Source organism: Streptomyces sp. NPDC001822 (assembly GCF_042892135.1).
GTDB lineage: Bacteria > Actinomycetota > Actinomycetes > Streptomycetales > Streptomycetaceae > Streptomyces.
The window spans coordinates 359,911-386,615 of record NZ_JBIATW010000005.1; the positions used below are offsets into that span (position 1 = coordinate 359,911).

At 72.1% G+C, this 26,705-nt stretch carries 28 protein-coding genes; 13 read left to right on the top strand and 15 right to left on the bottom strand.

What is annotated here, in order from left to right; translation table 11 throughout:
• Complete coding sequence (locus tag ACFYY2_RS14895) at positions 1–891, bottom strand: FAD binding domain-containing protein (RefSeq protein ID WP_388742101.1); 891 nt, start codon at positions 889–891, stop codon at positions 1–3.
• 272 nt (positions 892–1,163) lie between these two features.
• On the opposite strand from ACFYY2_RS14895, the gene ACFYY2_RS14900 reads away from it, so the two are divergent.
• Positions 1,164–2,885, top strand: coding sequence for a PucR family transcriptional regulator (locus ACFYY2_RS14900; protein ID WP_388742104.1), 1,722 nt, complete (start codon positions 1,164–1,166; stop codon positions 2,883–2,885).
• Between the two features lie 192 nt (positions 2,886–3,077).
• Positions 3,078–3,863 (top strand): hypothetical protein, encoded by a 786-nt coding sequence (locus tag ACFYY2_RS14905; RefSeq protein WP_388742107.1) that lies wholly within the window; start codon positions 3,078–3,080, stop codon positions 3,861–3,863.
• A 50-nt stretch (positions 3,864–3,913) separates the two neighbouring features.
• On the opposite strand, the gene ACFYY2_RS14910 is transcribed toward ACFYY2_RS14905, so the two are convergent.
• Positions 3,914–4,648, bottom strand: coding sequence for a GntR family transcriptional regulator (locus ACFYY2_RS14910; RefSeq protein ID WP_388742110.1), 735 nt, complete (start codon positions 4,646–4,648; stop codon positions 3,914–3,916).
• A 142-nt stretch (positions 4,649–4,790) separates the two neighbouring features.
• Between ACFYY2_RS14910 and ACFYY2_RS14915 the strand changes: the two genes are divergently transcribed.
• A complete protein-coding gene (locus ACFYY2_RS14915) occupies positions 4,791–5,639 on the top strand; it encodes a (2Fe-2S)-binding protein (protein WP_388742429.1) in 849 nt (282 codons plus the stop codon).
• Between the two features lie 204 nt (positions 5,640–5,843).
• A complete protein-coding gene (locus ACFYY2_RS14920) occupies positions 5,844–6,929 on the top strand; it encodes a DUF2637 domain-containing protein (RefSeq protein WP_388742114.1) in 1,086 nt (361 codons plus the stop codon).
• A 3-nt stretch (positions 6,930–6,932) separates the two neighbouring features.
• Here the strand turns inward: ACFYY2_RS14920 and ACFYY2_RS14925 are convergent, their stop codons facing one another.
• The gene (locus ACFYY2_RS14925; protein WP_388742116.1) at positions 6,933–7,343 is read right to left on the bottom strand and encodes an ATP-binding protein; all 411 of its coding nucleotides are present in this window, start codon (positions 7,341–7,343) and stop codon (positions 6,933–6,935) included.
• A 252-nt stretch (positions 7,344–7,595) separates the two neighbouring features.
• Between ACFYY2_RS14925 and ACFYY2_RS14930 the strand changes: the two genes are divergently transcribed.
• A complete protein-coding gene (locus ACFYY2_RS14930) occupies positions 7,596–7,994 on the top strand; it encodes a ribonuclease domain-containing protein (RefSeq protein WP_329041557.1) in 399 nt (132 codons plus the stop codon).
• 102 nt (positions 7,995–8,096) lie between these two features.
• Complete coding sequence (locus ACFYY2_RS14935; protein WP_388742119.1) at positions 8,097–8,486, top strand: barstar family protein; 390 nt, start codon at positions 8,097–8,099, stop codon at positions 8,484–8,486.
• A 45-nt stretch (positions 8,487–8,531) separates the two neighbouring features.
• Here the strand turns inward: ACFYY2_RS14935 and ACFYY2_RS14940 are convergent, their stop codons facing one another.
• The 3 genes from ACFYY2_RS14940 to ACFYY2_RS14950 form a co-directional block, all read right to left on the bottom strand.
• Positions 8,532–9,104 carry a dihydrofolate reductase family protein gene (locus ACFYY2_RS14940; RefSeq protein WP_388742122.1) on the bottom strand — a complete coding sequence of 191 codons (573 nt, stop codon included), beginning with the start codon at positions 9,102–9,104 and terminating at the stop codon, positions 8,532–8,534.
• Between the two features lie 176 nt (positions 9,105–9,280).
• Positions 9,281–11,023 (bottom strand): pyruvate dehydrogenase, encoded by a 1,743-nt coding sequence (locus tag ACFYY2_RS14945; protein WP_388742124.1) that lies wholly within the window; start codon positions 11,021–11,023, stop codon positions 9,281–9,283.
• Positions 11,024–11,083: 60 nt separating this feature from the next.
• Positions 11,084–12,514 carry a protein phosphatase 2C domain-containing protein gene (locus tag ACFYY2_RS14950; protein ID WP_388742127.1) on the bottom strand — a complete coding sequence of 477 codons (1,431 nt, stop codon included), beginning with the start codon at positions 12,512–12,514 and terminating at the stop codon, positions 11,084–11,086.
• A 309-nt stretch (positions 12,515–12,823) separates the two neighbouring features.
• On the opposite strand from ACFYY2_RS14950, the gene ACFYY2_RS14955 reads away from it, so the two are divergent.
• Positions 12,824–13,813 carry a helix-turn-helix domain-containing protein gene (locus tag ACFYY2_RS14955; RefSeq protein ID WP_388742130.1) on the top strand — a complete coding sequence of 330 codons (990 nt, stop codon included), beginning with the start codon at positions 12,824–12,826 and terminating at the stop codon, positions 13,811–13,813.
• 120 nt (positions 13,814–13,933) lie between these two features.
• Entirely contained in the window at positions 13,934–14,416 is a 483-nt protein-coding gene (locus ACFYY2_RS14960) for a DUF456 domain-containing protein (protein ID WP_388742133.1), read from the top strand.
• Between the two features lie 69 nt (positions 14,417–14,485).
• Here the strand turns inward: ACFYY2_RS14960 and rsgA are convergent, their stop codons facing one another.
• Positions 14,486–15,640 (bottom strand): ribosome small subunit-dependent GTPase A, encoded by a 1,155-nt coding sequence (rsgA, locus tag ACFYY2_RS14965; protein WP_388742138.1) that lies wholly within the window; start codon positions 15,638–15,640, stop codon positions 14,486–14,488.
• 318 nt (positions 15,641–15,958) lie between these two features.
• Between rsgA and ACFYY2_RS14970 the strand changes: the two genes are divergently transcribed.
• Positions 15,959–16,459 (top strand): DUF5949 family protein, encoded by a 501-nt coding sequence (locus ACFYY2_RS14970; protein WP_388742140.1) that lies wholly within the window; start codon positions 15,959–15,961, stop codon positions 16,457–16,459.
• A gap of 144 nt (positions 16,460–16,603) precedes the next feature.
• Here the strand turns inward: ACFYY2_RS14970 and ACFYY2_RS14975 are convergent, their stop codons facing one another.
• From ACFYY2_RS14975 to ACFYY2_RS15000, 6 genes are all read right to left on the bottom strand, one after another.
• On the bottom strand, positions 16,604–17,011 hold the full coding sequence (locus ACFYY2_RS14975; protein ID WP_388742143.1) for a rodlin: 408 nt from the start codon (positions 17,009–17,011) through the stop codon (positions 16,604–16,606).
• A gap of 115 nt (positions 17,012–17,126) precedes the next feature.
• A complete protein-coding gene (locus ACFYY2_RS14980) occupies positions 17,127–17,363 on the bottom strand; it encodes a hypothetical protein (protein WP_388742146.1) in 237 nt (78 codons plus the stop codon).
• A gap of 265 nt (positions 17,364–17,628) precedes the next feature.
• Complete coding sequence (locus ACFYY2_RS14985) at positions 17,629–18,039, bottom strand: rodlin (RefSeq protein WP_388742148.1); 411 nt, start codon at positions 18,037–18,039, stop codon at positions 17,629–17,631.
• A 174-nt stretch (positions 18,040–18,213) separates the two neighbouring features.
• Complete coding sequence (locus ACFYY2_RS14990; RefSeq protein WP_388742150.1) at positions 18,214–18,510, bottom strand: hypothetical protein; 297 nt, start codon at positions 18,508–18,510, stop codon at positions 18,214–18,216.
• A 174-nt stretch (positions 18,511–18,684) separates the two neighbouring features.
• A complete protein-coding gene (locus tag ACFYY2_RS14995) occupies positions 18,685–18,918 on the bottom strand; it encodes a chaplin (protein WP_388742152.1) in 234 nt (77 codons plus the stop codon).
• A gap of 222 nt (positions 18,919–19,140) precedes the next feature.
• Positions 19,141–19,545, bottom strand: coding sequence for a rodlin (locus tag ACFYY2_RS15000; RefSeq protein ID WP_388742154.1), 405 nt, complete (start codon positions 19,543–19,545; stop codon positions 19,141–19,143).
• A 276-nt stretch (positions 19,546–19,821) separates the two neighbouring features.
• On the opposite strand from ACFYY2_RS15000, the gene ACFYY2_RS15005 reads away from it, so the two are divergent.
• Positions 19,822–20,592, top strand: coding sequence for a chaplin (locus ACFYY2_RS15005; RefSeq protein WP_388742156.1), 771 nt, complete (start codon positions 19,822–19,824; stop codon positions 20,590–20,592).
• A 321-nt stretch (positions 20,593–20,913) separates the two neighbouring features.
• Here ACFYY2_RS15005 and ACFYY2_RS15010 read toward each other — a convergent pair whose 3' ends face one another.
• Together ACFYY2_RS15010 and ACFYY2_RS15015 are read right to left on the bottom strand one after the other, a co-directional pair.
• Positions 20,914–22,140: an acetyl-CoA C-acetyltransferase gene (locus ACFYY2_RS15010; protein WP_388742159.1), complete on the bottom strand. Its 1,227-nt coding sequence runs from the start codon at positions 22,138–22,140 to the stop codon at positions 20,914–20,916.
• A gap of 104 nt (positions 22,141–22,244) precedes the next feature.
• Positions 22,245–23,144, bottom strand: coding sequence for a LysR family transcriptional regulator (locus ACFYY2_RS15015; RefSeq protein ID WP_388742431.1), 900 nt, complete (start codon positions 23,142–23,144; stop codon positions 22,245–22,247).
• Between the two features lie 154 nt (positions 23,145–23,298).
• Between ACFYY2_RS15015 and ACFYY2_RS15020 the strand changes: the two genes are divergently transcribed.
• From ACFYY2_RS15020 to ACFYY2_RS15030, 3 genes are all read left to right on the top strand, one after another.
• A complete protein-coding gene (locus tag ACFYY2_RS15020; RefSeq protein ID WP_388742433.1) occupies positions 23,299–24,216 on the top strand; it encodes a CoA transferase subunit A in 918 nt (305 codons plus the stop codon).
• A gap of 26 nt (positions 24,217–24,242) precedes the next feature.
• Positions 24,243–25,019, top strand: a complete 777-nt coding sequence (locus ACFYY2_RS15025; protein ID WP_388742162.1) for a CoA-transferase subunit beta — start codon at positions 24,243–24,245, stop codon at positions 25,017–25,019.
• Positions 25,020–25,112: 93 nt separating this feature from the next.
• Positions 25,113–26,645 carry a 3-hydroxyacyl-CoA dehydrogenase gene (locus ACFYY2_RS15030; protein ID WP_388742164.1) on the top strand — a complete coding sequence of 511 codons (1,533 nt, stop codon included), beginning with the start codon at positions 25,113–25,115 and terminating at the stop codon, positions 26,643–26,645.
• Positions 26,646–26,705 lie beyond the last annotated feature (60 nt).

The window sequence follows — 26,705 nt, forward strand, 5'->3', positions numbered from 1 at the left end:
TCAGGCAGCTCCTTCGAGGGTGCGTCCCGCTCCGCGGTACTGCTCCCAGGTCCAGCCCAGCGTGCGGCGGGCCATGATGCCGACGGCGTGCCGGCGGTAGGCGGCGGTGCCCCGTACGTCGTCGATGGGGTTGCAGGCCCCCGCGGCGAGCTGGGCGAACTGCTTGGCGACGGACGGGGTGATGATCTTTCCGCTCTCCCAGAACCCGCCCTCCTCCAGCGCCGCGTTGAGGAAGTCCTCGGCCTCCTTCGCCCGGACCGGGGTCGGGGCGGCGGAGCCGATGCCGGTCCGCACCGTGCGGCTCTCCGGGTGGAGCGCGAGACCGAAGGCGCACACGGCGATGACCATCGCGTTGCGCGTGCCGACCTTCGAGTACTGCTGCGGGCCGTCGGCCTTCCTGATGTGCACGGCCCTGATCAGTTCGTCGGGGGCGAGGGCGTTGCGCTTCACGCCGGTGTAGAACTCGTCGATCGGGATCATCCGCGTCCCGCGTACCGACGCGGCCTCGACCTCGGCTCCCGCCGCGAGCAGCGCGGGGTGGGCGTCCCCCGCGGGGGAGGCGGTGCCCAGGTTGCCGCCGACTCCGCCGCGGTTGCGGATCTGCGGCGAGGCGACGGTGTGCGAGGCGAGGGCGAGTCCGGGCAGCTCGGTCCTCAGGTTCTCCATGACGGCGCTGTACGGCACGGAGGCGCCGAGGCGTACGGCGTCCGGGCCCACCTGCCACTCGGACAGCTCACCGATGCGGTTCAGGTCCATGAGGTGTCCGGGCCGGCGGTGGTCGAAGTTGATCTCGACCATGACGTCGGTGCCACCCGCGATGGGCACAGCCGTCGGGTGCTCGGCCTTGGCGGCGAGCGCCTCCTCCCAGCTGGCGGGGCGAAGGAAGTCCATGAGTGGCTCTCTTCTTCTCAATCGGGTCGTTCGGCTGGGGCGGGGTGCGGCCGGCCCATTGCTGGTCGTTCCTGTGTTGTTTGACGCGGTGTGTGGCCCAGTACACAAGCCTTGCTCCACTCGGTGCAGTCACCGAAACCATGAAGGAATTGGCTGGCCCCCATCCCCGTCTTGTAGATTCGAACGAATGGCGGGTACCGGTGACCTCACCGCAATTCACAGGTAACCCCTGACCTCCCCCGCACCAACGAAGAGATCGGCGGCGATCGACGATGCGGCTGCGCGCACTGCTGGACACCGAGGCGCTGGGCCTGCGGCTGCTCGGCGGCGAGGACGAGCTGGACCGGTCGGTCCGCGGCGTCATGACGACCGACCTGCGCGACCCCAGCCGCTACCTCTCCGGCGGGGAGCTGGTCCTCACCGGGCTCGCCTGGCGGCGCGACGCCGCCGACTCCGAACCGTTCGTCCGGATCCTGGCGGCCGCGGGCGTCGCGGGTCTGGCCGCCGGCGAGGCCGAGCTCGGGGACATCCCCGACGACCTGGTCGAGGCGTGCCTGAGGCACCGGCTGCCGCTGTTCGCCGTGCACGAGACGGTCGCATTCGCGACGATCACCGAGCACGTGGTCCGCCAGGTATCGGGCGAACGGGCGGGCGACCTCGCCGCGGTCGTCGACCGGCACCGCAGGCTGATGACCTCGGGCCCGGCGGGCGGCGGCCCCGAGGTGGTCCTCGATCTGCTCACCTCCGACCTGGACCTGCGCGCCTGGGTGCTCTCCCCCACGGGCCGGAGGATCGCCGGGGCAGGCGATCCTCCGGCCCCGCACGTCGGCGCGGAACTGGCCGGACACCACCTCGCCGCCACCCGTTCCGGCCGCCGGGGACCGCACCGGGCCGAGGTCGACGGCACGACGTATTCGCTGTTCCCGATCCGGAACACCGGCCGGGGGTCCGCCCCGCTCCCCTCCGGAGACGTGCGGGAGTCCGTCCTCTCGGACTGGCTGCTGGCCGTCGAGGCGGACGCGGGCGACTGGCCGGCCGCGCGCCTGGACCTGCTCCAGGGCGTGACGCAGCTGATCGCGGTCGAGCGGGACCGCCGGGACGCAGCGCGAGCGGTACGCAGGAGGCTCGCCCAGGAGGTCCTGGAGCTGGTCCAGGCGGGCGCGGCCCCGGCCGAGATCGCGGCCCGGCTCAGGGTCGCCGCCCCCGTCCTGCTGCCCGGTGTCGGCACCGCGCCGCACTGGCAGGTCGTGGTCGCCCGGGTCGAGTGGGCGGGCGGGGACACGGACCTCCCGGGCGGCCGGGCCGCCCAGGCGCTGCTCGAGGAGATCCTGGTCGACCCCGGGGTGACCGGCCCCGACTCGGCGGACCGGATCGCCGTGGCGCACACCGGCGAGGAGGCCGTCGCACTGGTGCCGCTGACGACGCCTCCCGCGCCTGCCGCCACCGGGGACGGCACGGAGGACCAGCAAGCCGGGGACGAGCCGGAGCCGCGGGACGCCGCCCTGCACGCCGACACGCTGCTCCACACCGTCCGCGCGCCGCTCTCCGCGGGACTGGCCGACGACGGACGCCTGACACTGGGTGTCAGCGCCGCCGTGCACTCCGCGGAAGGGCTGCGCGGGGCGCTCGAGGAGGCGCGGCACGCCCGCCGCGTCGCGGCGGCTCGGCCGGGCCCCGTCTGCGCGGCCGGGCACCACGAGCTCGCCTCGCACGTCCTCCTGCTGCCCTTCGTGCCGGACGACGTCCGCCGGGCGTTCACCGCGCGGCTGCTGGACCCCCTGCGCGACTACGACCGGCGCCACCGCGCGGAACTCATGGAGACGCTGGAGGCCTTCCTGGACTGCGACGGTTCCTGGACCCGCTGCGCGGCCCGGCTGCACCTCCACGTCAACACGCTGCGCTATCGCGTCGGACGTATCGAGCAGTTGACGGGACGTGATCTTTCGCGCCTCGAGGACAAGCTCGACTTCTTCCTCGCCCTGCGCATGAGCTGACGTCCCGGCCCCGCTCGCGGCCCGGCCGGGCTCCGGATGATTGTGAAATCTTTCACCTGACATTGATCCCACCCCTTGGCCCGGCGTGCCATTCCGTGCTGAGATGCGCGCAGACCCTGGCCGGCGGGCGTTCGCCGCCGGCCTCCACAGCTCGACGGCGCGCTCGGGGAGGGCAACGTGGCGCATACCGCCATGTCTGGTTCCGGAACGACTGCAGATGACGATCCGCCGCTCCAGACCGCGGTATGGCGGTTGCGCTCACGAGCCTGCTGGACGGACGCGGCCGCGCTGCTCGAACCCCACGCGGCGACGGACCACGCCGCAGCGCTCCAGCGGACCTCGCTGCTGACCGAGCGGTGCCTGTACACCGGCGCCGGGTGGACCGACGCCGAGGACGCCCTCCGCGCGGCGGAGGCGCTGGCCCGGGGCGACTCGGAGCGCGGGGCCGCCGCCTGCGAGCGCGGCTACCTCGCCTACGCCTCGACCCTGCTCGGAGCGCGCGACCGGGCCGACGAGGCCAGCGTGGCGCTCAGCAGGGCCGCCGCACTGCTCTCCCCCGCGGCGCCGGGCCGGCCCCTGCTGGACTTCCGCAGGGGCCTGATCGCGCAGAACATCGCCGATTCCCCTCAGGCCGCCCGCGCCGCGTACCGCAGGGCCCACGCGGGGGCGGCCGCCCGCGGTGACGAACTCCTGCTCTCCTTCACCTGGCGCCACCTGGCCTCGCTCGCCCTGCGCGAAGGCGAACTCGCCGAGGCGCGGCACGGGTTCGCCGAGTCACTGCGGATACGGGAGGAGCTGGGCTATCTCGTCGGCACGGCCCCGGCGCTCATCTCGCTCGCCGACGCCGAGACCGAACCCGAGGCCGCGGCCCGGCTGCGGGCCGAGGCGGGGCGGCTGTTCCGGCTGCTGGGCGGCGTACCGACCTGGCTGGCCTCCCGGCTGGAGCCGCCGGCCCCGGAGACGGCCGAGGCGAACTGAGGCGCCGGCCGGGGCGTGACGGCCGGGCATCCGTCGGAGTGCCCGGGGTCTCACACGTCGGCGCCGCCGAAGTGCTCGCGCACGAGGGTCCGCACCACCGTGAGGTCCCGGGCGATCAGGGCGTCCAGCAGCGCGGTGTGCTCCGAGGCGTCGGCGCGCAGTTCCGCCGGGCGGCCGGCCAGGGGCCACTGGGACCTGCGGTGCAGGTCGTCGGCGACCTGCACCAGCTGCTGGTTGCCGGACAGCGCGAGCACCGCGCGGTGGAAGGCGCGGTCGCTCTCGGCGTATCCCGCGCGGTCGCCGACGGCCGCCGCGGCGACCGTGGCGTCGGCGAGCGGGCGGAGGGCGTACCACCCGGCGGCCGGGACCGTGCGGGCGAGCCGCAGCACGACGGGGACCTCGATCAGGGCGCGCACCTCGGCGAGCTCGGCCAGTTCGCGGGGACCCCGTTCGCTGACCCGGAAGCCGCGGTTCGGCACGACCTCGACGGCGCCCTCGACCGCCAGCCGCTGCATCGCCTCGCGCACGGGCGTCGCGGACACGCCGAAGCGCGCGCCGAGCGCGGGGGCGGAGTAGACCTCCCCCGGGGTCAGCTCGCCGTCGACGAGCGCGGAGCGCAGGGCGTCCAGGATCTGACCGCGCACGGAGTGCCGGTGCACGGTGCGGGACGCGGGGCGCTCGCCGTGGGTGTGCTCGCCGCGTGCCTGTTCGGGCACGCGGGCGTCCGGTGGGGTGCCCGCGGAGGCATACGGGCCCACGCCGTCCCACGCTCTGCCCTGCTCCACCGGGACCTCCTCGGACCGAGGGGCCGACTCGCGCGTGCCGGGCCCCGTGTGCACGATAGGCGGATTGGGCGCTGGTTCCCCCATCGGTCAATTCGGGTAAGGTAAGGCTTACCTGTAAATGATCGTGATTCGGTGGTCCCGCATGACCGTGCCCGTCCTGCTCGCCACGACCGCCCCGTCCCCGACGGCGGCGGCCTACGCCCGTCTGGCCGAGGTCTTCCCGGGACTGCGGGCCGAGGTGCTCGCCGACGACGCCCCGATGCCCTCCGGGGCCGGCTGGGTCGGTGCGGCGGACCTGGCCGGGGGCGGAGCGGCACTGGACGTCTTCCTCGCCTGGGACGAGGCGCAGGTGCTCCGGGACTACGGCACCCGGGCCCGTCCCGACGTGGTGGCGAGCTTCGGGCTCCACCGCTACGCGTGGCCCGCCTGCCTGCTGGTGACGGTGCCGTGGTTCCTGCACCGACGCGTGCCCCGCATCCCCGCGGCCGATGTGTCCTTCCACCGGGGGCTGGGCCATCTCGCCCTGCGTGTGCGAGAGTTCGCCTGTCTGCCCGGCGACCCCGCCGCAGCCCTGCCCGGCGCCCGGGTCGTCCCGGACGAGGCGGCGCTGCGGGCCGAGGTCCGCGACTCGGTCGCCGAACACATCGGCCCCGTCCTGGACGGGTTCGGGCCCCGCATGCGGCGCGGCAAACGCGCCCTGTGGGGCATGGCGACCGACGAGATCGTCGAGGGCCTCTGGTACATCGCGCACCTGCTCGGGGAGGAGGACCGGGCGATGGCCGAGCTGGAGGAACTGCTGCCGGGCACGACCAAGCCGTACGTGGGCACGGCGGGCTTCCGCGCCCTGACCGGGCCCGGCGGCGAGTCCCTCCCCACCCGGGACCGGGCGAGCTGCTGCCTCTTCTACACCCTCCGGCCCGAGGACACCTGTGTGACCTGCCCCCGCACCTGCGACGACGAGCGCGTCCGCAGGCTGGCCGCCGCCGTGTGAGCCGCACGTCGGCTCACACCACCCGGCCGGGCGACCGGAATTCGAACACAACACGACGCTCTCCTGCGCGCGTTCGAGAAGATTCCGTCCAACGATGAGGCCCGCCTACCCAATGGCGTTCACTTGCCCCGAATCCCGCTGAGCGGCCCGGAATTTCCGTCACGATGGCGCCCGAAACGCCCTACGTGACGCAAGGGACCGCGCATGAGACTGACCGACATATCGCTTGACTGGCTGCTTCCGGGCGCCGTGCTGCTCGTGGGGGTCATGGCGGCGGTGACGGTGGTCGCGCGCGGCAAGCGCGCCGCTGAGAAGGCCGCGGCCGACGACAGCTGGGAACGCAGCGAGGAGCGCCGCCGGCGCAAGGAGGCTCTCTACGCCACCGCCTCGTACGTCCTGCTGTTCTGCTGTGCCGCGGTCGCCGCCGCCCTCTCCTTCCACGGGCTCGTCGGCTTCGGCCGGCAAAACCTCAGCCTCTCCGGGGGCTGGGAGTACCTCGTGCCCTTCGGCCTCGACGGGGCCGCGATGTTCTGTTCGGTACTCGCGGTGCGTGAGGCGAGCCACGGTGACGCGGCTCTGGGCTCACGGCTGCTGGTGTGGACGTTCGCCGGTGCTGCCGCCTGGTTCAACTGGGTGCACGCGCCGCGCGGCATGGACCACGCGGGCGCCCCGCACTTCTTCGCGGGCATGTCGCTCTCGGCCGCGGTGCTGTTCGACCGCGCCCTGAAGCAGACACGCCGTGCGGCACTCCGCGAGCAGGGCCTGGTGCCCCGCCCGCTGCCGCAGATCCGGATCGTACGGTGGCTGCGCGCCCCCAGGGAGACGTTCGGCGCCTGGTCGCTGATGCTCCTCGAGGGCGTCCGGACCCTGGACGAGGCGGTGGACGAGGTGCGGGAGGACCGCCGGGAGAGGGAACAGGACCGGCACCGCAGGAAGGACCAGGCCAAGCTGGACCGGGCCCACATCAAGGCCCTGAACCGGCAGAACCGGGTATGGGGGCGCGGCGGACGGCCGGGCCGCCAGGTGGACGTCCAGGCCATCGCCCCGGCGTCGGGGGGCGGCCCACCGGCCGTCGCGGAGCCCGCCATAGCAGAGCCGGGACAACTGCCCCTGCGCCCCCGTCCATCCCTGCAAGCCGTGAACGGCCCGAAATCCAGGAGTACTTCGGCACAGACCACGAGCGGTGAACCCGCGACCGTCGACCTCACCGCCGAGGACGACACCCAGGCCCTGCCCCGGCTCGATTCGCTGGAGCAGAAACTCAAGGACCTGGAGCAGCAGTTCGGCTGAGCATCAGGCCATGCCACCGCTCAGCTCGAACCAGACCACCTTGCCCAGCGCCTGAGTCGTGACTCCCCAGGAGTCCGCCAGGCTCTGGACGAGGAGCAGTCCCCTGCCGTGCGTACCGTCGTCGGCGTTCGGTACGTACGGCGCGGGCTCCTGCTCCGCCGTGAAGTCACGCACCTCCACGCGCAGTCGCGCGGGGACGGACGTCACCGTCACCACTGCCCCGTTCCGCGTGTGGATCAGCGCGTTCGTCACCAGCTCGGAGAGCAGCAGTTCAGCGACCTCGGTGTCCTCCGGCCGCCGCCGGTAGCGCAGGAAGTCCCGCAGCGCCCCGCGTATCTCCCCCACGGCCGACAGATCGGCGTGCCCGAGTCTGCGGTGCAGCCGTGCCGGCGGACTCTCCCGTCGCTTCGTCATGTCCCCCGCACGCACGATGAATCGGCCCCTCTCTGATCCGCTTCGCTCCGTCATGTCTCGAACGCTCGCCCCCGATGCATGCCCCATCGGCGAGCGGTCAAGCTATTCCGGGCGTCAACAGATGAACACACGGCCGCACACGGGGCCCGCCGCCGTCGCACGCACCGGTGTTCGTACCCACCGTTAACATTCGGAAAATTCACATGAGTTGGCGTTGACGGATGGGTGTCTACGCGCGTCATCATGGTGGGCATGCGAATCCCCCCACGGATCACCACGCTCGGCGGCGTCGCCGCCCTCCTGTCCGTCCTCTTCGTCTCGGGACCCGTGACGGCGTCGGCCGCGACCGTCCCCTCGACCACCGCGGTGGGCAGTGTCTGCTACTCCGCGCTGCCGTCCGAGGCACATGACACGCTCGGCCTGATCGAGGACGGCGGCCCGTTCCCGTACGAGGAGGACGGCACGGTCTTCCAGAACCGGGAGGCCGTCCTGCCGGATCAGGGCACCGGCTACTACCACGAGTACACGGTCGTCACGCCCGGCTCCCCCACGCGCGGGGCCCGCCGGATCGTGACGGGCGAGGAAGCCCAGGAGGACTACTACACCGCGGACCACTACGAGTCGTTCGACCTCGTCGACCACGACTGCTGATCCGCACCCCCGGTCCGGTCCGCGCCGCAGTCCCCCACCTGCGGCGCGGGCCTCCGGACCGGCACCCGGCGCCTCCGGGAGCCACGCTTGTACGCTCCTGGCATGACCGTGACCTATGTGATCGAAGGCTCCCGGATCACCGGCCTCGACGACTTCTGGGACCGGATCGGCGAAGCCGTGAACGGCCCCGGCGGCTATTTCGGCCGAGGGCTGGACGCCTTCGCGGACTGTCTGCGCGGCGGTTTCGGCACCCCGGACGACGGCGATTTCGTCATCGAATGGCGCGACCACGCCGCCTCCGCACGCGCACTCGGGCATGCGGAGACGGCTCGCAGGCTGCACGAGCGGCTGCCTCGGGTGCATCCCTCGAACCGGGCGGGCGTGGAACGGGAGATCGCCCAGGCCCGGGCCGGACGCGGTCCGACACTGTTCGGCCGGCTCGTCGGCATCATCGGTGAGACGGCAGGACCGGAATCCCTGCGCCTTCGCTGAGGGACGAGGACCGACGGCCCCGCTCCGCCGTCGGGTGAGGGCCGGTCAGTGGATGACGTCGAAGACGTTCTTCTGGAGACCGTTGGCGTAGACCTCGTGCTCGACGAGCTTCAGCTTCTGCGTGTCCTTCTCCGTGTCGCTGAACAGTCTCTTGCCCGCGCCGAGCAGGAGGGGGAAGACGAGCAGGTGGTAGCGGTCGATGAGCCCCGCGTCCGAGAGGCTCCGGTTCAGCGCGGCGCTTCCGTGGACGATGAGCGGACCGCCCTCGGTCTCCTTCAGGGCGGCGACGTCGTCGAGGGAGCGCAGGATCGTGGTGTCGCCCCAGTCCGCGACCAGGTCGTCCTCGGTGAGCGTGGTGGACACGACGTACTTCGGCATCACCTTGTAGTCGGCGAAGTCCTCCATGTCCGGCCAGACGGGGCTGAACGCCTCGTAGCTGACGCGGCCCAGCAGCATCGCCCCGGCCTCCTTCTGCTCGCGTCCCTTGAGCGCGTATGCCTCGGGAAGGAAGTCCACGTCCTTGAAGGTCCACCCGGAGTTGCGGTAGCCGGGTTCGCCGCCCGGTGCCTCGACGACGCCGTCGAGGGAGACGAAGGCGGTGCTGATCAGAGTGCGCATCTGGTGTCCTCGGTGTCTCGTGTCCGGTGCTCCGCGAATCAGGGCGGCACGAGCCGTGGACAACTCCCGGCAGTGCCCCGCCCGTCGCTTCTCAGACCGCGCGCGCCCCGGAAACTCATCGGCGGCCCGCCCGCCCGCGGAGGGGCGCCGCCCCCGCCAGGAGACGGGGTCGGCGCTCAGGGACGTGGCACGTTGCGGATGTTGGAGCGGGCCATCTGGAGCATCCGGCCGACGCCGCCGTCGAGCACGATCTTGCTGGCCGAGAGCGCGAAGCCGGTGACCATGTCCGCGCTGATCTTGGGCGGGATGGACAGGGCGTTCGGATCGGTGACCACGTCGACGAGCGCCGGCCCCTTGTGCCTGAAGGCCTCCTTCAGCGCGCCCTCCAGCTGCTTGGGCTTCTCCACGCGCACTCCGTAGGCCCCGGCGGCCCTCGCGACGGCCGCGAAGTCGGGGTTGGTGTTGGTCGTGCCGAACGATGGCAGGCCCGCCACCAGCATCTCCAGCTCGACCATGCCGAGCGCGGAGTTGTTGAACAGGACCACCTTCACCGGCAGGTTGTACTGGACGAGCGTGAGGAAGTCACCCATCAGCATGGTGAATCCGCCGTCGCCGGACATGGACACGACCTGCCGGTTCCGGTCGGTGAACTGCGCCCCGATGGCCTGCGGCAGCGCGTTCGCCATCGAGCCGTGACTGAACGAACCGATCACCCGGCGCTTGCCGTTGGGCGTGAGGTAGCGCGCCGCCCAGACGTTGCACATGCCGGTGTCGACCGTGAACACGGCGTCGTCGTCCGCGATCTCGTCGAGGACCGACGCCACGTACTCGGGGTGGATCGGCACGTGCTTCTCGACCTTGCGGGTGTACGCCTTGACCACGCCCTCGAGCGCGTCGGCGTGCTTCTTCAGCATCCGGTCGAGGAACTTGCGGTTCGTCTTGGTCTTCACCCGGGGGGTCAGGCAGCGCAGCGTCTCGCGCACGTCGCCCCACACCGCCAGGTCGAGCTTCGACCGCCGGCCCAGGTGCTCGGGGCGCACGTCCACCTGGACGATCTTCACGTCGGTCGGGAGGAACGCGTTGTACGGGAAGTCCGTGCCCAGCAGGATCAGCAGATCGCACTCGTGCGTGGCCTCGTAGGCGGCGCCGTAGCCGAGCAGCCCGCTCATGCCGACGTCGTACGGATTGTCGTACTGGATCCACTCCTTGCCACGCAGTGCGTGGCCGACCGGAGCCTTCACCCGTTCGGCCAGTTCCATGACCTCCGCGTGCGCTCCCGCCGTTCCGCTCCCGCAGAACAGCGTCACCCGCTTGGCCTCGTCGATCATCCGGCAGAGCTTGTCGATCTCCTCGTCCCCGGGCCGCACGGACGGCCGGGAGGTGACCAGGGCGTGCTCGACGGACTTGTCGGGGGCCGGCTGCGAGGCGATGTCACCGGGCATGGAGACGACGCTGACCCCACCGCGGCCGATGGCGTGCTGGATGGCGGTCTGGAGCAGGCGCGGCATCTGCTGCGGGTTGGAGATCATCTCGTTGTAGTGGCTGCACTCCTGGAAGAGCAGCTCGGGATGGGTCTCCTGGAAGTAGCCGAGGCCGATCTCGCTCGACGGGATGTGCGAGGCGAGCGCGAGCACCGGCGCCATGGAGCGGTGGGCGTCGTACAGGCCGTTGATCAGGTGGAGGTTGCCGGGTCCGCAGGAACCCGCGCAGGCGGCGAGGGTTCCGGTGACCTGTGCCTCGGCTCCCGCGGCGAACGCGGCGGTCTCCTCGTGCCTGACCTGGATCCACTCGATGGCGGCATTGCGGCGGACGGCGTCGACCACGGGGTTGAGGCTGTCGCCGACGACGCCGTACAGCCGCTTGACCCCCGCCCGGACCAGGATGTCGACGAACTGTTCCGACACGTTCTGCTTGGCCATGGGTGCGCACCTTCTCTGCCTCAGGCTGTCCGTCACTCCATGAACCCACGCCGCGCGCCGTTACGCCTCCCAGACCGCCGCGCACGTCCGGTCGTCCGCGTACCCCTTGGTCCGGAGCTGTATGTCGGCGAGATAGGCGGGCAGTCCCGGCGGGGCGTCCGACGCCCAGCGCCGCGCGAGTTCCCCGGCGAGCGCGGGTTCCCCGCGCATCGGCTCGGCCATGCCGCTTCCGCAGAGCAGCAGCGTGTCGCCCGGACGGGCGACGGAGGCGCGGAAGTGGAAGGGCTCGGCGGGCTGCGGCGGCGGGCTCTCCTCGTAGGGCGACGGGGGCGTGGTGATCTGCAGGTCCATCGTGAGCCGGTCCCCGCCGGGGCTCTCCTCCTCGGTGCCCGCCGGCGCGGGGAGCACGGGGTCGAGGTCCTGCCAGGCGCCGTCGCGGAGTCTGAAGAGGCCTCCGCGGCCCGTACCGAAGAAGACCCGGGTGCGGCAGTCCGGGTCGGCGGACAGCAGCAGGCAGCCCAGCCCGGCGCTGTAGGCGGACGGGTCGAGGCCGAGTTCCGCGGCGCGGGCACGCAGTTTGCCGTACGTACGGTCGGTGAGGCGGTGCAGACCGGACTTGAGGTCGCCCCGGCGCCCCGCTCTTATGTCGTCGGAGAGCCGGGCGTGGCTGCGGGCGACGGCGCCGCCGATCCAGCGGCAGGCGTCGGCCGCGGCGAGATGCGCCCCGTCGGCGCCCCGGGCGCCTCCGGCCACCGCGACGAGGACGAGCGCCGCGTCACCGGCCCCGAAGCGCGCGGTGAACAGGGCGTCGCGCCGGGGTTCCCCGCGGAAGCGGGCGGAATCCCCGCGCACGGACGCGGCACGCAGTGTGTACGTCCCGTACCGCGCGCCGTCCAGCACGGTGTCGGGCACGACGCCGTCGAGGTCGTCGGGACCGGAGAGGGGCAGGGCCGCGGGTTCGGGGTCGTAGGTCGGCGGCCGGTCGCCTACGTGGCCCACGACGGGGCGCACCGGCGGTTCCGGGACCTCGGCCGCAGCGGGCTGTGCGGGAGGCGGCGGCGGGGCGGCGAAGGTACGCGGTCGCCGCCGTCCGGCCGGAGCCTCCCAGGGCGCACGCTCGACGGCGTCCGCGGGCGGACGCTGCGGCGCGGGGGGCACGGGAGGCGTCCCGGGCGGGGGCGTCGCCGTCGCGGGCGGCGGCCCGGGAGCCGGGGCGGGGGGCTCCGGCGTGCGGTCCGGCCGGGGTGCGGCGTGCCGCGGCGCGCGCCTCTCCGGAGACCGGCCCGCCTCCGGCAGGCGCGGATCGGGCAGCGGGACCACGGTGGCCGGGTGGTCCGCGCCCCCCGGACCGACGGCGTCCGACGCGGAGTCGAAGCGGTCGTCGAGGCTGTCGGCCGCGCTGCCCGGCCCGATGTCCCGGGCGGTGTCGTCGTACAGCTTCCGCCACCAGTCGTCCTCGTCGGCGGCGGGCTTCTCCCCCTGCTGGCTCATGCCCATAGTGTCCACCGCACGGGCCGTACGAAAACGGGGCATCCGGAAAAACGGCCCGGAAGTGGCACGGGTCCGGGGCCCGCCGGGCGTCCCCACCCCCCACGGGAAGGTCGCCCGGCGGGCCGGTTCGAGGGTTCGGTCCAGCGGCGGTGGACCGGCTGGTACCGAAGAGGCGCCACACTGCCAGAGGTGCAGGTGCGAAGGGGCATGATGGGCCCGGCGGGTTTACGCCGTGGCCGGTTCCCGCCACCGCGCGAACCGGCCGACGGGCGCGGCGACATACGACGACCAATCCGGGGAGGGCCGAGGATGCTGGCAGCGATAGGTCTGGACGAGAGACAGGAAGCGGCCTACCGGGCCCTGGTGGCGGCCGGGGCCGCGGAGGTGCCCGACCTCGCGCGGCGGCTGTCCCTGCCGGAGGCGGACACCGAACGTGCGCTGCGCCGGCTGGAGCAGCAGGGACTCGTCGCCCAGTCGTCGTCGCGGGCGGACCGCTGGGTCGCCGCACCCCCCGGTGTCGCACTGGGCGCGCTGCTGACACAGCAGCGGCACGAGCTGGAGCAGGCGGAGCTCGCGTCGGTGCTGCTCGCCGAGGAGTACCGGGCCGAGGCGGCCGAAGAACCCGCGGTGCACGATCTGGTGGAGGTGGTGACGGGGGCGAGCGCCGTCGCCCACCGGTTCCATCAACTCCAGCTGGGCGCCCAGTCCGAGGTGTGCGCACTGGTCACCGGGAAGCCGATCGCGGTCACGGGCATGGAGAACGAGTCGGAGGAACGGGCGTCCGAGCGGGGCGTGGCGTACCGCGTCGTCGTCGAGCGCGACGTGCTGCACCTGCCGTCCGGGATCGTGGAGCTGACCGCGGCGCTGAGCCGCGACGAGCAGTGCCGGGTCGTCGACCGGGTGCCGACGAAACTGGTGGTCGCCGACGCCTCGCTGGCCATGGTTCCCCTCACGGGCCGGGGCGCCGAGCCCGCGGCCCTGGTGATACACGCCAGTGGACTGATGGAGTCCCTGATGGGTCTCTTCGAAGCCGTGTGGCGGGACGCGATGCCGCTGCGGCTCGGCTCCGACGGGGTCCATGAGGAGAACGGCCCGGGTGCGGATCCCACGGATCTGGAGATCCTCTCGCTGCTGCTGGCCGGTCTGACCGACGCCAGCGTGGCGAAGCAGCTGGATCTGGGCCTGCGCACGGTCCAGCGCCGGGTGAAGGGGCTCATGGAGCTCACCGGGGTCACGACGCGGCTGCAGCTGGGCTGGCACGCCTACGAGCGCGGCTGGGTGGCCCGGGCCCCCCGCTGACAGGTGCGCTTGCCCGCCGTGGGGCTCCGCCCGCGCCCGGGGCGGTGGGCGAGCCGTACCCCTCGGGCGGCGGCCGAGGCCTGACGGGCGGGACCCGGCGGTGTCCGGCACGCTGGTCGAATGAGTGTGTGGCAGCTCGTCGCCGTGGGGGCGGTGATGCTGCTCGGCCTGGTCGGCGTGCTGGTGCCGGGCGTGCCCGGGCAGGCGATCGTGTGGGCCGCTGTTCTGTGGTGGGCGCTGACGGACCCGACCCCGGTCGCCTGGGGCGTGCTCATCGGGTCGACGTGCGTGCTGCTGCTGAACCAGGCACTGAAGGCGGTCCTGCCCTCCCGGCGCCCGCGTGAGTCCGGGGCACCGAGCGGGACGCTGATGGCCGGGGGGATCGCGGCCATCGCGGGTTTCTTCGTGATTCCGGTGGTGGGCGGGATCGTGGGATACGTGGCGGCGGTCTACGGCGTCGAACGCGTACGGCTCGGCAGCGGGGCCGCGGGCCGGGCCTCGCTCAAATCCGTGATGCGCGCGACGGGGTACTCCGTGCTGGTGGAGCTCTACTGCTGTCTCGTGGTGGCCGGGGCGTGGCTGGGAGCGCTCGTCTGGGGCTGAGGCGGGTGCCGGGTGAGGCCGGGTGCCGGGGCGGCGCGGGACGCCGGCCCGGCACCCGGACCGGTACCGCTACCGGATCCGGCCCCGCTTCATCTCCATCGCGGCCCGGCCCTCGGCGCCCCTGCGCTTCCACTCCCGCAGGGTCTCGCTCCGCAGCCGGGCGTCGGTCTTGGCCGCGATGCGGTGGTTCTCACGGAGCAGCTTGCGGTAGCTGTCCAGGCGACGTTCCGCGAGGGAGCCGTCCTCGATCGCTCCGAGCACCGCGCAGCCGGGTTCCGCCTCGTGGCGGCAGTCCTGGAAGCGGCACCGCTCCGCGAGGTCCTCGATCTCGGAGAAGACCTGGCCGACGCCGCTCTCCGCGTCCCAGAGGCCCACCCCGCGCAGCCCGGGGGTGTCGATCAGGGCGCCACCGCCGGGCAGCACGAGGAGATTGCGGGTCGTGGTGGTGTGCCGGCCCTTGCCGTCGACGTCGCGGGCCGCGCGCACGTCCATCACGTCCTCCCCGAGAAGCGTGTTGGCGAGGGTCGACTTGCCGGCGCCGGAGGTGCCGAGCAGCACACTGGTACCGGACCCGACGATCGCACCGAACACGTCGACGCCCTCGCCCGTCGCGGAGCTGACGGGCAGCACCTGCACCCCGGGGGCGATGCGTTCGATGTCCTCGACGAGGTGGCCGAGCGTGGCGGGGTCCGGCACGAGATCCGCCTTGGTGAGCAGCACGAGGGGATGTGCCTCGTGGTCCCCGGCACCCGCCCCGTCACCGAGCAGAGCGGCACCCGCCGTGCTGGACATGGCGAGCGCGAGGAAGCGCTCCAGCCGGCCGAGATCCAGTTCGACGGCGAGCGAGACGCAGATGACGATGTGATCGATGTTGGTGGCGAGGACCTGCCCCTCGGAACGCTGCGAGGACGTCGAGCGCACGAAGGCCGTGCGGCGGGGCAGAAGCGTGCGGACGAACTGCGGGTCGCCGTCCGGGTCGACGGCCACCCAGTCGCCCGTGCAGACGATCCGCATGGGGTCGCGGGGCACCACGAAGGCGGTGTCCGCCCTGAGGGTGCCGTCGGGCGTGACCACGTCGCACTGTCCGCGGTCCACCCGCACGACACGCCCCGGCAGGAGACCCTGCGCGGCGAACGGCGCGAAGGCGGCGGCCCAGTCGTCGTCCCAGCCGTACGCAGTCAGCGCGTGCGACGGGGAGGAAACCTGGGAATGGGAGAAAGACAAGGGAAACCCTTCACAAGGGCGGCCCCGGCACCGCGCGCTCGGGCGCGGGAGTAGCGGAGAGAGTTCAGCCGGTGGCCGCAGGGGTGGGAACGATGCTCTTCGGGTTGTGGGCAGTGCCCACCGCAACGACGGTCATCAATGTCCTCACCTCCTGTTTCCTGGAACTGCGCACAGCCTAGCCCCGCGCCTCGGGAGACCGTCAACAGGTTTTCCGTCCGTCCCGCCGGCCGGCCCCGGACCGACCGGCTCGACGCGGCGGTCCCCGATCGGGTGATACGCGTGCACACGTACCGGTATCGGACCGTTAGGGTGCCGGACATGAGCTCATCGAACTCCGTCACCACCCCTTACTCACCTGCCCAGTTGGGGACCCAGATCCTCATCGCCTGGAGCGGTTCGAACCCCGCGACGGGCCGCGAGACCGCCTTCCTGCTGACCTACTCGCTGGGCGACGGCCCGGAGGGGCCCGAAGTCGGCGAGAGGGCGATGCACACCGCCCTGGAGCGCAGCGGGCTGCAGGTGGGGGGAGAGACCCTGGACGCCTCGGAGCTGCCGAACCTTCCGGTGAAGCTGCTCATCCAGGCCGGCCAGGTCGTCCTGACCCTGCCGCACTTCAAGGCGCAGTACACCGTGCCGGCCGAGTGGCTGGCGGTGGCACGGTCGGCCGGTGTGGTCCACGGGATGTTCGCCACGCGCCCGTGGCCGGCGGCGGTTCCGGGACAGCCGGTCGGCGAGGACGTGCTCCGCTCCTTCGTGGCCGACCCGGACGTCGTGGGGACGTCCGCCCACTGCCTCCTGCCGGTACGCAGCCTGGGCTGATCTGCCCCCGCACACCGCCCGTGCCGCACGGCGATGCCCACCACCCCCCGTCGAGTGGTGGGCATCGCCGTGTACGCGTGCCGCACAGCGAAATGCGGGCGGCCCCGCGGGCGTACGCCCCGGACCGCCCGCATCTCAGCGGCTTCAGCTGTTGCCGGCGCCGTTGCCCGAGAGGACCGGGATGTCGTTCAGGATGTGCGACAGCGGCTCGTCGCCCTTGGCCTGGGTGGAGTTGTCGGCGCACTGCTGGTTCTGCGGGTTGGACAGGACGTTGATGTCCTGGACCGCGATCGGAATGGCACCGATCAGCGAACCGATGTTGGCCTTGACCGGCAGAGCGATGCAAGGCTTGTTCAGCGAGCCCTGGACCAGGCTGAGCTGCGGGCTCTGGTCACCCTTGGTCGCGCTGTTGCCGAACTTGGACTCGGCGCCGTTGCCGTTCACCGTCGTGGTGCCGTGGTCGTCGCCGATCGCCATGGCCGAGGGGGCCGCGGCGGCGGAGAGACCGATCAGGGACACAGCCACAGCGGCGCCGGCCATCATCTTCTTCATTGCGCTTCACCTTTCGGAGCGTCCCGTTGTGGAACGTCCTGACTAACTCCAACCGGATTGTTTGGTTCCGCTACACCACTCGAACGGGTTGGACCGGTTTCCACGTCGACGTGCGCTACCTGCCGCCGCTCGGCCCGGCGCGGCGCGCGGCGGGGACGAAGGCGCCTTCACCGCGCCGTCCCGGCCCGAGAGGGGCCTGGGGCCAGGAGGCAGCGTCGGCGGGGGTCCGCCCGGACACGCCCCGCGACGCCGCGTTCCATTCGGCGAGCAGACGGTCGTAGATGGGGGTGGGGCTCTCCGGCCGGCGACCGGGGTCGGAGCCGGGGGAATGATGACTGTCGTACAGGTCCATGGGGCGCACCTACCCGGCCGCGCGGAGCACTTTGGCGGCCGCTGCGGCAGACGGCCCAATATCCGCACTATCGGGCTACCCGAACTGCGGACCGGGGACTCCCCGTCCACAACAGACGTGTGGGCCAGGACATCCGGGGCTCCCGACCGAGCAGTCGGTCGCGCCGCGGACGCACTGGCCCCACGCACCCTCACGGACTATGACGAGGCGGGAAGCAGCGGACCCGGGCCTGAACGTGCACCGGGACCACTGATATGACGCAGCGTCAGTTGTTGCCCGCGCCGTTGCCCGAGAGGACCGGGATGTCGTTGAGGATGTGCGACAGCGCCTCGTCACCCTTGGCCTGGGTGGAGTTCTCGGTGCACTGCTGGTTCTGCGGGGAGGACAGGACGTTGACGTCCTGGACCGAGATCGGGACGAGCCCGAGGAGCGAGCCGACGTTGGCCTTCGCCGGGAGCGCGATGCAGGGCTTGTTGAACGAGCCCTGGATGAGGCCGATCTGCGGGCTCATGTCGCCGTGCGTGCTGCTGTTGCCGTAGTACTGGTCGGCGCCGTTGCCGTTGACCGACGTCGTGCCGTTGTCGTTGCCGATCGCCATGGCCGAGGGGGCGGCGGCGGCGGAAACACCGGCGACGGAGGCGGCGACCGCCGCGGTCGCCAGGATCTTCTTCATCATGAACGTGCCCTTCTGGTTAATCTGTTGCCCGCCTGTCCGGAGCATTCTGAACAACTCCGCCCGGTGGGGTTCGGTTGCGCCATTTCACTCGAACGATTTCCCGGGTCCCATTCCCATGGAATTCGAGGGAGAACCGGCCTGCGGGACCGAGCGGGAACCGGCGCCGAATTCCGGTCAGCCGCCGAGCGGAAGCCCGCCGAGGAGCGGCGCGGCGGCGTCCGCCACACCCGTCACGGTGTCCGCGGAGGACTCCACGTCCTCACGGGCGGACGCGCCGGTCTCCCCGACCATGTCGACGACGGGGTTCACCACCCGGTCGGGGATCCGGGGCACGGTTGACGTCAGCTCGTTCACGCCTGTGGTGAGGCTGATCCGGGGGGCCGTGGGGGTGGCCGCGGCGGAGGCGGGCGCGGCCGCTCCGAGGGTGGCCACGGAACCCGCGACGAGGGCGACGGTCTTCGCGTACTTCACTTCTCAGATCCCTTCTCGGGCGGCATTCGCCGCCTCTGGACGGCACAACGATCAAGCCGTACGGGGGGAAACTGCGCACCCGTGGATTTCACCCGGCTCAACGGGGAAAGCCCCGGACCTTTGTGCGCGGTCCGGGGCCTTCTCATGACGAGCCGTCGGCTCGGTCGGCAAAGCTCAGTCGTTGATGCAGACGTTGCCGAACGCCGGGTTGAGCAGGCCCACGACGTTGATGGTGTTGCCGCAGACGTTCACCGGGATGTGGACCGGGACCTGCACGATGTTGCCCGACAGGACGCCCGGGGAACCGACGGCAGCAGCCTCGGCGCCGGAGTCGGCCATGGCCGGGGCAGCGGCGCCGAGCGCCATGAGGGTTCCGGCGGCAACGGCGGCGGCCTTGGTGTACTTCACTTTACTTCCCTTTCTGCAGCGGAGTCCTGAGCGGACACGTCTTTCGTGCCGCACGAGCGCTTGTCCCAACGCACTCGTGACTCCGGAGCTGTTATCCGTAACGATCGGCGGGCGGCATCGAAACGCTATGTGCGAAGTTTCTCGGAAAACCGCCCGAATGCTGCAGGCCCGGGCCGCACGATGGAGGAGTGTCGGCGACCCGGACCGGTTCTTGCGGCCCGGTCAGCTGTTGCCGGCACCGTTGCCGGAGAGAACCGGAATGTCCGACAGGATGTGCGACAGCGGCTCGTCACCCTTGGCCTGGGTGGAGTTGTCCGTGCACTGCTGGTTCTGCGGGTTGGACAGGACGTTGACGTCCTGGACCGCGACGGCGGCGAGGACGCCGACGAGCGCACCGGCGTTGGCCTTGACCGGCAGGGCGATGCAGGGCTTGTTCAGCGAGCCCTGGACGAGGCTGAGCTGCGGGCTCTGGTCACCCTTGGTCTCGCTGTTGCCGAACTCCGACTCGGCGCCGTTGCCGTTGACCGACGTCGTGCCCGTGTCGTCACCGATCGCCATGGCGCTGGTCGCCGAGAGACCGAGGATGGAGGCGGCGACGGCACCCGTAGCCAGGACCTTCTTGATCACGATGAACCCTTCTCGTACCGAGTGCCCCGAGACGGAGCGCACTGATCAACTCGGAGCCGGGCGTTTGGTTCCCCCCATCGGCCCCCATTCACCCGAATGCCAGAAGTCCGACGCTGGAGCGAACATTCGTACGTGACCCTTTCGGGTGGTTACACAATTTGCACCGCTCTCCAAGTTTCCTCCGGAACCGTCGTGTCGTTATGGAGTCGTCCGCGTCGATGGAATGACTTCCATCAGGGTCACCGCCCGCGCGAATTTCCCGGAGAAGGGCATGTAATGCGACAGGTTCTGAATAAAAGCATGATCGTCATGGCGGCGGCGTCGGGCCTCCTGACCGCCGCGGGCGGTTATGCGCACGCCGACGCGTCGGCGGACGGTGTCGCCGCCAATTCGCCCGGTGTCGGCTCGGGCAACGCCGTACAGGTTCCGGTGCACGTCCCGGTCAACCTCTGCGGCAACACCGTCAATGTGATCGCTCTGCTGAACCCTGCCTTCGGCAACAGCTGTGCGAACGTCAGCTCGGGCGGCGCGCACGGCGGCGGGTCCGGGTCGAGCGCCGAGGGCGCCGCTGTCGGTTCCCCCGGCGTCGCGTCCGGCAACCTCGGCCAGATCCCCGTCGAGATCCCGGTGAACGCCTGCGGCAACAGCATCGACATCGTCGGTGCGCTCAACCCGGCCTTCGGTAACTCCTGCGCCAACCACAGTGGTCACGACCACCCGCCGGTCGGCGAGCCCCCGACGGAGGAGCCCCCCACCGAGGAGCCGCCGACCGAGGAGCCCCCCACCGAGGAGCCCCCTACGGAGGAGCCCCCGACCGAGGAGCCCCCCACCGAGGAGCCGCCCACGTCGGTGCCGCCGACCTCCAAGCCGCCGGTGGACCAGCCCCCGGTGGACCAGCCGCCGGCCGGTAACCCCGGTCCGAACACGCCCGGCACGCAGCTGGCGCAGACCGGCGCCGGTGACATCGGTCTGGCCGCCGGTGCGAGCGCGGCGCTGCTGCTGGGTGGCACGGTGCTCATGCGCCGCACCCGCGGTTCGCGTAACTAGCGGAGCGAGTGGGAAGGGCCGGCCCGGCAGCGTGACGCTGCCGGGCCGGCCCTTCCGTGCGTGGGGGTGAAGCTTCAAGCGCGGAAGGGCCCTTGGGCGCGGACGCATCGACCATGGACGGCCCCGCCGTCTCAAAACCGATCACTGCCGTTCCGGTTGATCCATCGGGAATCGCGCAGCGCACCAGGCCAGTGCCCTGACCGCAAGGGGTTCACCTGGCGTCCTGGCACGGCCACGCGCCGGCGCCCGCCCGGGGTTCCGGGCGGGCGCCGACTCCCACGGGCACCGGAGGAGTAGTGGCATTCGTGGGAGGGACGGGGATCAGGCGGTGATGCGCTCGAAGACGGCGGCGAGGCCCTGACCGCCGCCGATGCACATGGTCTCCAGTCCGTAGCGCGCCCCGCTGCGGTGCATCTCGTGGCTGAGCGTGGCGAGGATGCGGGCGCCCGTGGCGCCGACCGGGTGGCCGAGCGAGACGCCGGATCCGTTGACGTTGATCCGCTGCTCGTGGTCCTTCTCGCCGAGCCCCAGCTCCCGGGTGCAGGCCAGGACCTGGGCGGCGAAGGCCTCGTTGATCTCGATCAGGTCGAGGTCGGCGAGGGTGAGTCCGGCGCGGCCGAGGGCCGCGTGGGTGGCGGGGACGGGGCCGATGCCCATCGTCGCGGCGGGGACACCGGCGCGGGCGAAGGAGACGAGACGGACGAGCGGGGTGAGCCCGAGCCGTTCAGCGGTGGCGGCGCTGGTCACGAGACAGGCGGCGGCCGCGTCGTTCTGGCCGCTGGCGTTGCCCGCGGTGACGGTCGCCTCCGGGTCGGACTTGCCCATGATGGGGCGCAGCGCGGCGAGTTGCTCGGCGGTCGTGTCGGGGCGGGGGTGCTCGTCGGCGGTCACGACGCTCTCGCCCCTGCCGGCGCGCACGGTGACGGGGACGGTCTCCGCGTCGTAACGCCCCTCCTGTACGGCGCGGGCGGCCCGTGCCTGCGAGCGCAGCGCGAGGGCGTCCTGGTCGGCCCGGCTGATGGAGTAGGCGCGGCGCAGGTTCTCCGCGGTCTCGATCATGCCGCCGGGCACGGGGTGGTTGACGCCCCCGGCGGTGACGCGGCCCCGGGCGAGCGAGTCGTGGAGCTGGAGGCCGGGGCCCTTGATGCCCCAGCGTCCGTCGTGCGTGTAGTACGGGGCGGCGCTCATGACGTCGACGCCGCCCGCGACGACGACCTCGCTGAAACCGGCCCGGATCTGCATGGCCGCGTCGAGGACGGCCTGGAGGCCCGATCCGCAGCGCCGGTCGATCTGGGCGCCGGTGACCGTCTCGGGAAGCCCGGCGTCGAGGGCGGCGACCCGGCCGATGGCCGGGGCGTCGGACGAGGGGTAGGCGTGTCCGAGGATCACCTCGTCGATCCGCTCGGGGTCGACCCCTGTACGGGCGACGACCTCGGCGATGACGCGTGCGGCGAGCGCGGCCGGCGTCTGCCGGGCGAAGGCGCCGCCGAATCGGCCGATGGGCGTACGCAGCGGCTCGCAGATGACGACATCGGTCGGGTCGGGCACGGCGGAACACCTTTCGGCGGGTTCGGGTGTGTGGGGTGACCTTCGCACCGGACCACTGAGCCGGTCCAATATCGAGTTGGCCGGTGTTCAGGACGCGGCGCGTCTCAATCGGCGCCGGGCGTCGGCAGGGCCTCCTCCGCGACCGCGAGCACCGCCCGCAGGGCCGGCGACGGATTGTCCGCGCGCCAGGCCAGCGCGGCCTGGCGCCGGATGGGAGGACCGGCGAGGGGGCGGTAGACAAGCCCGTTCTGCTGGATGTGCTGGACGGAGGAGACGGTGAGTGTCACACCGACCCCGGCGGCGACGAGTGCCAGGATCGTGTACGAGTCCGGGGCCTCCTGCACCACCCGGGGGTTGAAGCCGGTGGCCTCGCACGCCTGGACCATGGCGTCGCGCACGGTGGAGCCCGCGTTGGCGGGGAAGGAGACGAAGGGTTCGTCGGCGAGGATCCCGATCGGGATGCTCTCCAGAGCGGCCAGCCGGTGGTCCGACGGCAACGCGCAGAGCAGTTCCTCCTCCTCGATCACCCGGAAGGACACTCCCGGCTGGGTGACCGGGAGACGGACGAACCCGAGGTCGAGGGAGCCGTCGGCGACCCGGGAAAGGGCGACGTTGGCATAGGTCTGGCCCTTCATGACGAGTTCGAGCGCGGGATGGGCGGCCCGCACGGCCCGGGTGAGCAGGGGCAGCGTCTCGTGGCTGGAGGCGCCCGCGAAGCCGATCGTGACGCGCCCGTACTCCCCGCGCCCGGCGGCCCGCGCGGCGCGCACGGCGGTGTCGAGGCCGGCGAGCACGGTGCGGACGGGTTCGAGGAACGACTCCCCCGCGCTGGTCAGCCGCACCGACCGGGTGTTGCGTTCGAAGAGCGCGACACCGAGTTCCTTCTCAAGCCGGCGGATCTGCTGGCTGAGCGGTGGCTGGGCCATCTGGAGGCGCTTGGCGGCCCGGCCGAAGTGCAGTTCCTCGGCCACGGCGGTGAAGGCGGTCAGATGGCGCAGCTCCACGGGGTCATCCATTCATCAATCAGCGGTCTTGATCCGACCTTAATTTGATATTGGACAGCAATCAATGGGTGCTGAAACGGTGTGCGAGACCAACACGCACTCGCCGAGGAGCACCGTGGAGCGGACGGATACGGCCGACGGGCCCAGCAAAGTCATGTCGATGAGGGAGGCCATCGGCGCCTTCGTGCACGACGGGGCGACCGTCTGCCTGGAGGGCTTCACCCATCTCGTTCCCACCGCCGCAGGGCACGAGATCATCCGCCAGGGCCGCAAGGATCTCACCGTCGTGCGGATGACGGCGGACATCGTGGTGGACCAGATGATCGCCGCCGGCTGCGTGTCGCGACTGGTGTCGTCCTTCGTGGGCAACTCGTCGGCGGGTTCGCTCGGCGAGCTACGGCGCAGGATCGAGCACGCGGATCCGGCGCCTCTGGTCTTCGAGGAGTACAGCCACTACGGGATGATCTGCCGCTACCTCGCCGGTTCGCAGCGGCTGCCCTTCTATCCCCTGCGCAGTTACGGCGGCAGCGACCTGCCCGCGGTCAACAGCGATCTTCGCAAGGTGACGTCACCGTACCCGGGCCCGGACGGCGAGCCGGAACAGATCTACGTCGTGCCGCCGGTGAACCCCGATGTGACGATCATCCACGCCCAGCGGGCCGACCGCCGGGGCAACACCCAGATCTGGGGGCTGACGGGCATTCAGGCGGAGGCGGTGTACGCGGCGGACAGGGCGGTCGTCGTGGTCGAGGAGGTCGTCGACGACGACGTGGTCCGCTCGGACCCCAACCGCACGCTCGTCCCGGCCCACGCCGTGGACGCCGTCGTCGTCTGCCCGCGCGGAGCGCACCCGTCCTTCGCGCAGGGCTACTACGACCGCGACAACGCCTTCTACCGGGCCTGGTCGCACATCAGCAAGGACCCGGAGCGGCTGCGGAAGTGGCTGGCGGAGTGGGTGTACGGGACGGCGGACCACGCCGAGTACACCGCGCGGCAGGGCGAGGACTTCTGGGCCGGCCTGGCGGTCGGCGAGGCGCTGAGCGAACCGGTGAACTACGGGCGGCGTCTGTGAACGCGCCCTTCGACGAGGAGTCGGCCATGACCAGCACAGTGACGGACACCCCCACCTCCTCGGAGCTGCTCTCCGTCGTCGCCTCGCGCGAACTCGCCTCCCGGCGCACGGTGTTCGCGGGCATCGGGCTGCCCACACTCGCCACCGAACTCGCCCATCTGACCGTGGCACCCCGGATCGAGGTGGTGTACGAGTCCGGGGTCTGCGGGGCGCACCCCTCGCATCTGCCCGAGACCATCGCGGACGCCGTGCTCATCTCGGGCGCGGAGGCCGTCCTGTCGATGCCCGCTCTCTTCGGCTATGTGCTCCAGGGCGGCCACATCGACGTGGGTTTCCTCGGCGCCGCGCAGATCGACCGGTGGGGCAACCTCAACACCTCCGTCATCGGCGACTGGGAGAGGCCCGACGTGCGGCTCCCGGGGTCCGGGGGCGGCATCGAGGTGATGGCCAACTCCCGCGAGGTGTTCGTGGTGATGCGCCGCCACGACCCCCGGTCCTTCACGGCAGAGCTGGACTTCTGCACCACCCCGGGTCCGGACCGGGCGCTCGCCGAGGGCATCCGCCCCCTGGGTGCCGGGGTCACCCGGGTCATCACCGAACTGGGCATACTGGCCCGCTCTGGTGCCGGGGAGGAGCTGCGGCTCGTCGCCGTGCACCCGGGGGTGACGGTCGAGCGGGTCCGCGCGGCGACGGGCTGGGACCTGGCGGTGGCCGACTCGGTGGAGACCGTGCCCCCACCGACCGGGGAGGAGCTGCGGATCCTGCGCGAGGACGTCGACCCGGACCGCGTCTACCTCCGCTGACGGCCGCCGTTCTCCCGGCCGCCCGCACCCGGCGGGCGGCCGACGTCTACCTTCGCTGTTGTCGACCGCACCTGCCGAGAGGACGTCACCGCCATGCGTATCAGGATCGTCGGAGCCGGAGCCATGGGGCGCGGCATCGCCCAGTGGGCCGTCACGGGCGGGCACACCGTCGAGCTCTGCGACGTACGGCCCGAAGCGGTGACGGCCGCCGTGGACTTCGTACGGTCCATGCTGGACCGGGCCGTGGAGAAGGGCCGGATGCCGGCCGGGGACTCCGAGGCGGCCCTGGCCCGGCTCGTCCCGCTGGACGATCCGTGGGCGCCCGGCCCCGAGGTCGGCCTGGTCGTCGAGGCCGTGCGGGAGGACATCGGCACCAAGGCGGAGGTCTTCGGGAAGCTGGAGGCGGCTCTGCCCGCCTCCGCGGTCTTCGCCACCAACACCTCCTCCCTCTCGGTGACGCGCATCGCGTCGTCGCTGCGGGACCCGGGGCGGCTGGCGGGGCTGCACTTCTTCAATCCCGTCCCGTTGATGAAGATCGTCGAGGTGGTGCCGGGTGCCGCCACCCGGCCGGAGATCCCCCGGGCCCTCACCGCGCTGGTCGAGAGCTGCGGGCACCGTGCGGTCACCGTCGCCGACGCGCCCGGCTTCCTGGTCAACCACGCCGGCCGGGGCCTCGTGACGGAGGCGCTGGCACTGCTGGAGGAGTCGGTCGCCGATCCGGCGGGCATCGACCGCGTCGCCCGGGACGTGCTGGGGCTGCGCATGGGCCCGTTCGAACTCATGGACCTGACCGGACTCGACGTCACGGCGGCGGTCATCGACTCGATCTGGCAGGGCTTCCGTCACGAGGACCGGCTCCGCCCCTCCTCCCTCACCCCCAACCGTGTGACGGCCGGGCTGCACGGCCGCAAGACCGGCCGGGGGTGGTTCTCCTACGCGCCCGACGCGCCCGCCCCGGCCCCGGAACCGCCGTCGACGGGGGACGCGGACCGGCCGGTGTTCGTGGCCGGCGAGGACGGCGAGGCGCTGCGGGACGCGCTGAGAGCGGCGGGAGCCACGGTCGAGAGCGGCTTCGCGCCCTCGGCGGAAGCGGTCGTCCTCGTGCCGGTGTGGGGCACCACGGTGGCATCGGCCGTGGCGTCGCTGGGGCTGCCCGCCGAGCGCACCTTCGGGGCGGATCCGCTGCCGCCGGCCGGGCGTCGCCGAGTGCTCGCGGTGACCCCCGCCGCCGATCCGGCCGCGGCACGTGACGCGCGGGCGGTCATGGCCCGGGCGGCGGACGGCGGCGAGCCCTTCGCGGTGTCCGTCGTGCGGGACACCGCGGGTTCGGTGGCGCAGCGGCTGCTCGCCTCGGTGGTGTCGGTCTCGACGTCGATCGCCGAACGCTCGCTGGCCACCCCTGCCGACATCGACCTCGCCGTCACGACGGGGCTCGGCTACCCGGTGGGGCCGCTGGCCTGGGGCGACCGGATCGGGGCCGGGCGCATGCTGGAACTCCAGCGGGCCCTGCACGCCACGACGGGCGACCCGCGGTACCGGCCGACGCGCTGGCTCACCGAGCGCGCCCAGCTCGGCCTGCCCCTGACGGACCCGGGCACGTCACCCGACGCCTGCGTGCAGGACTGAACCACCGGGGCGCCGGGACCCGCGCCTCCGGGTGACCGCGTCGCGCGGCGCCGGTCCGGG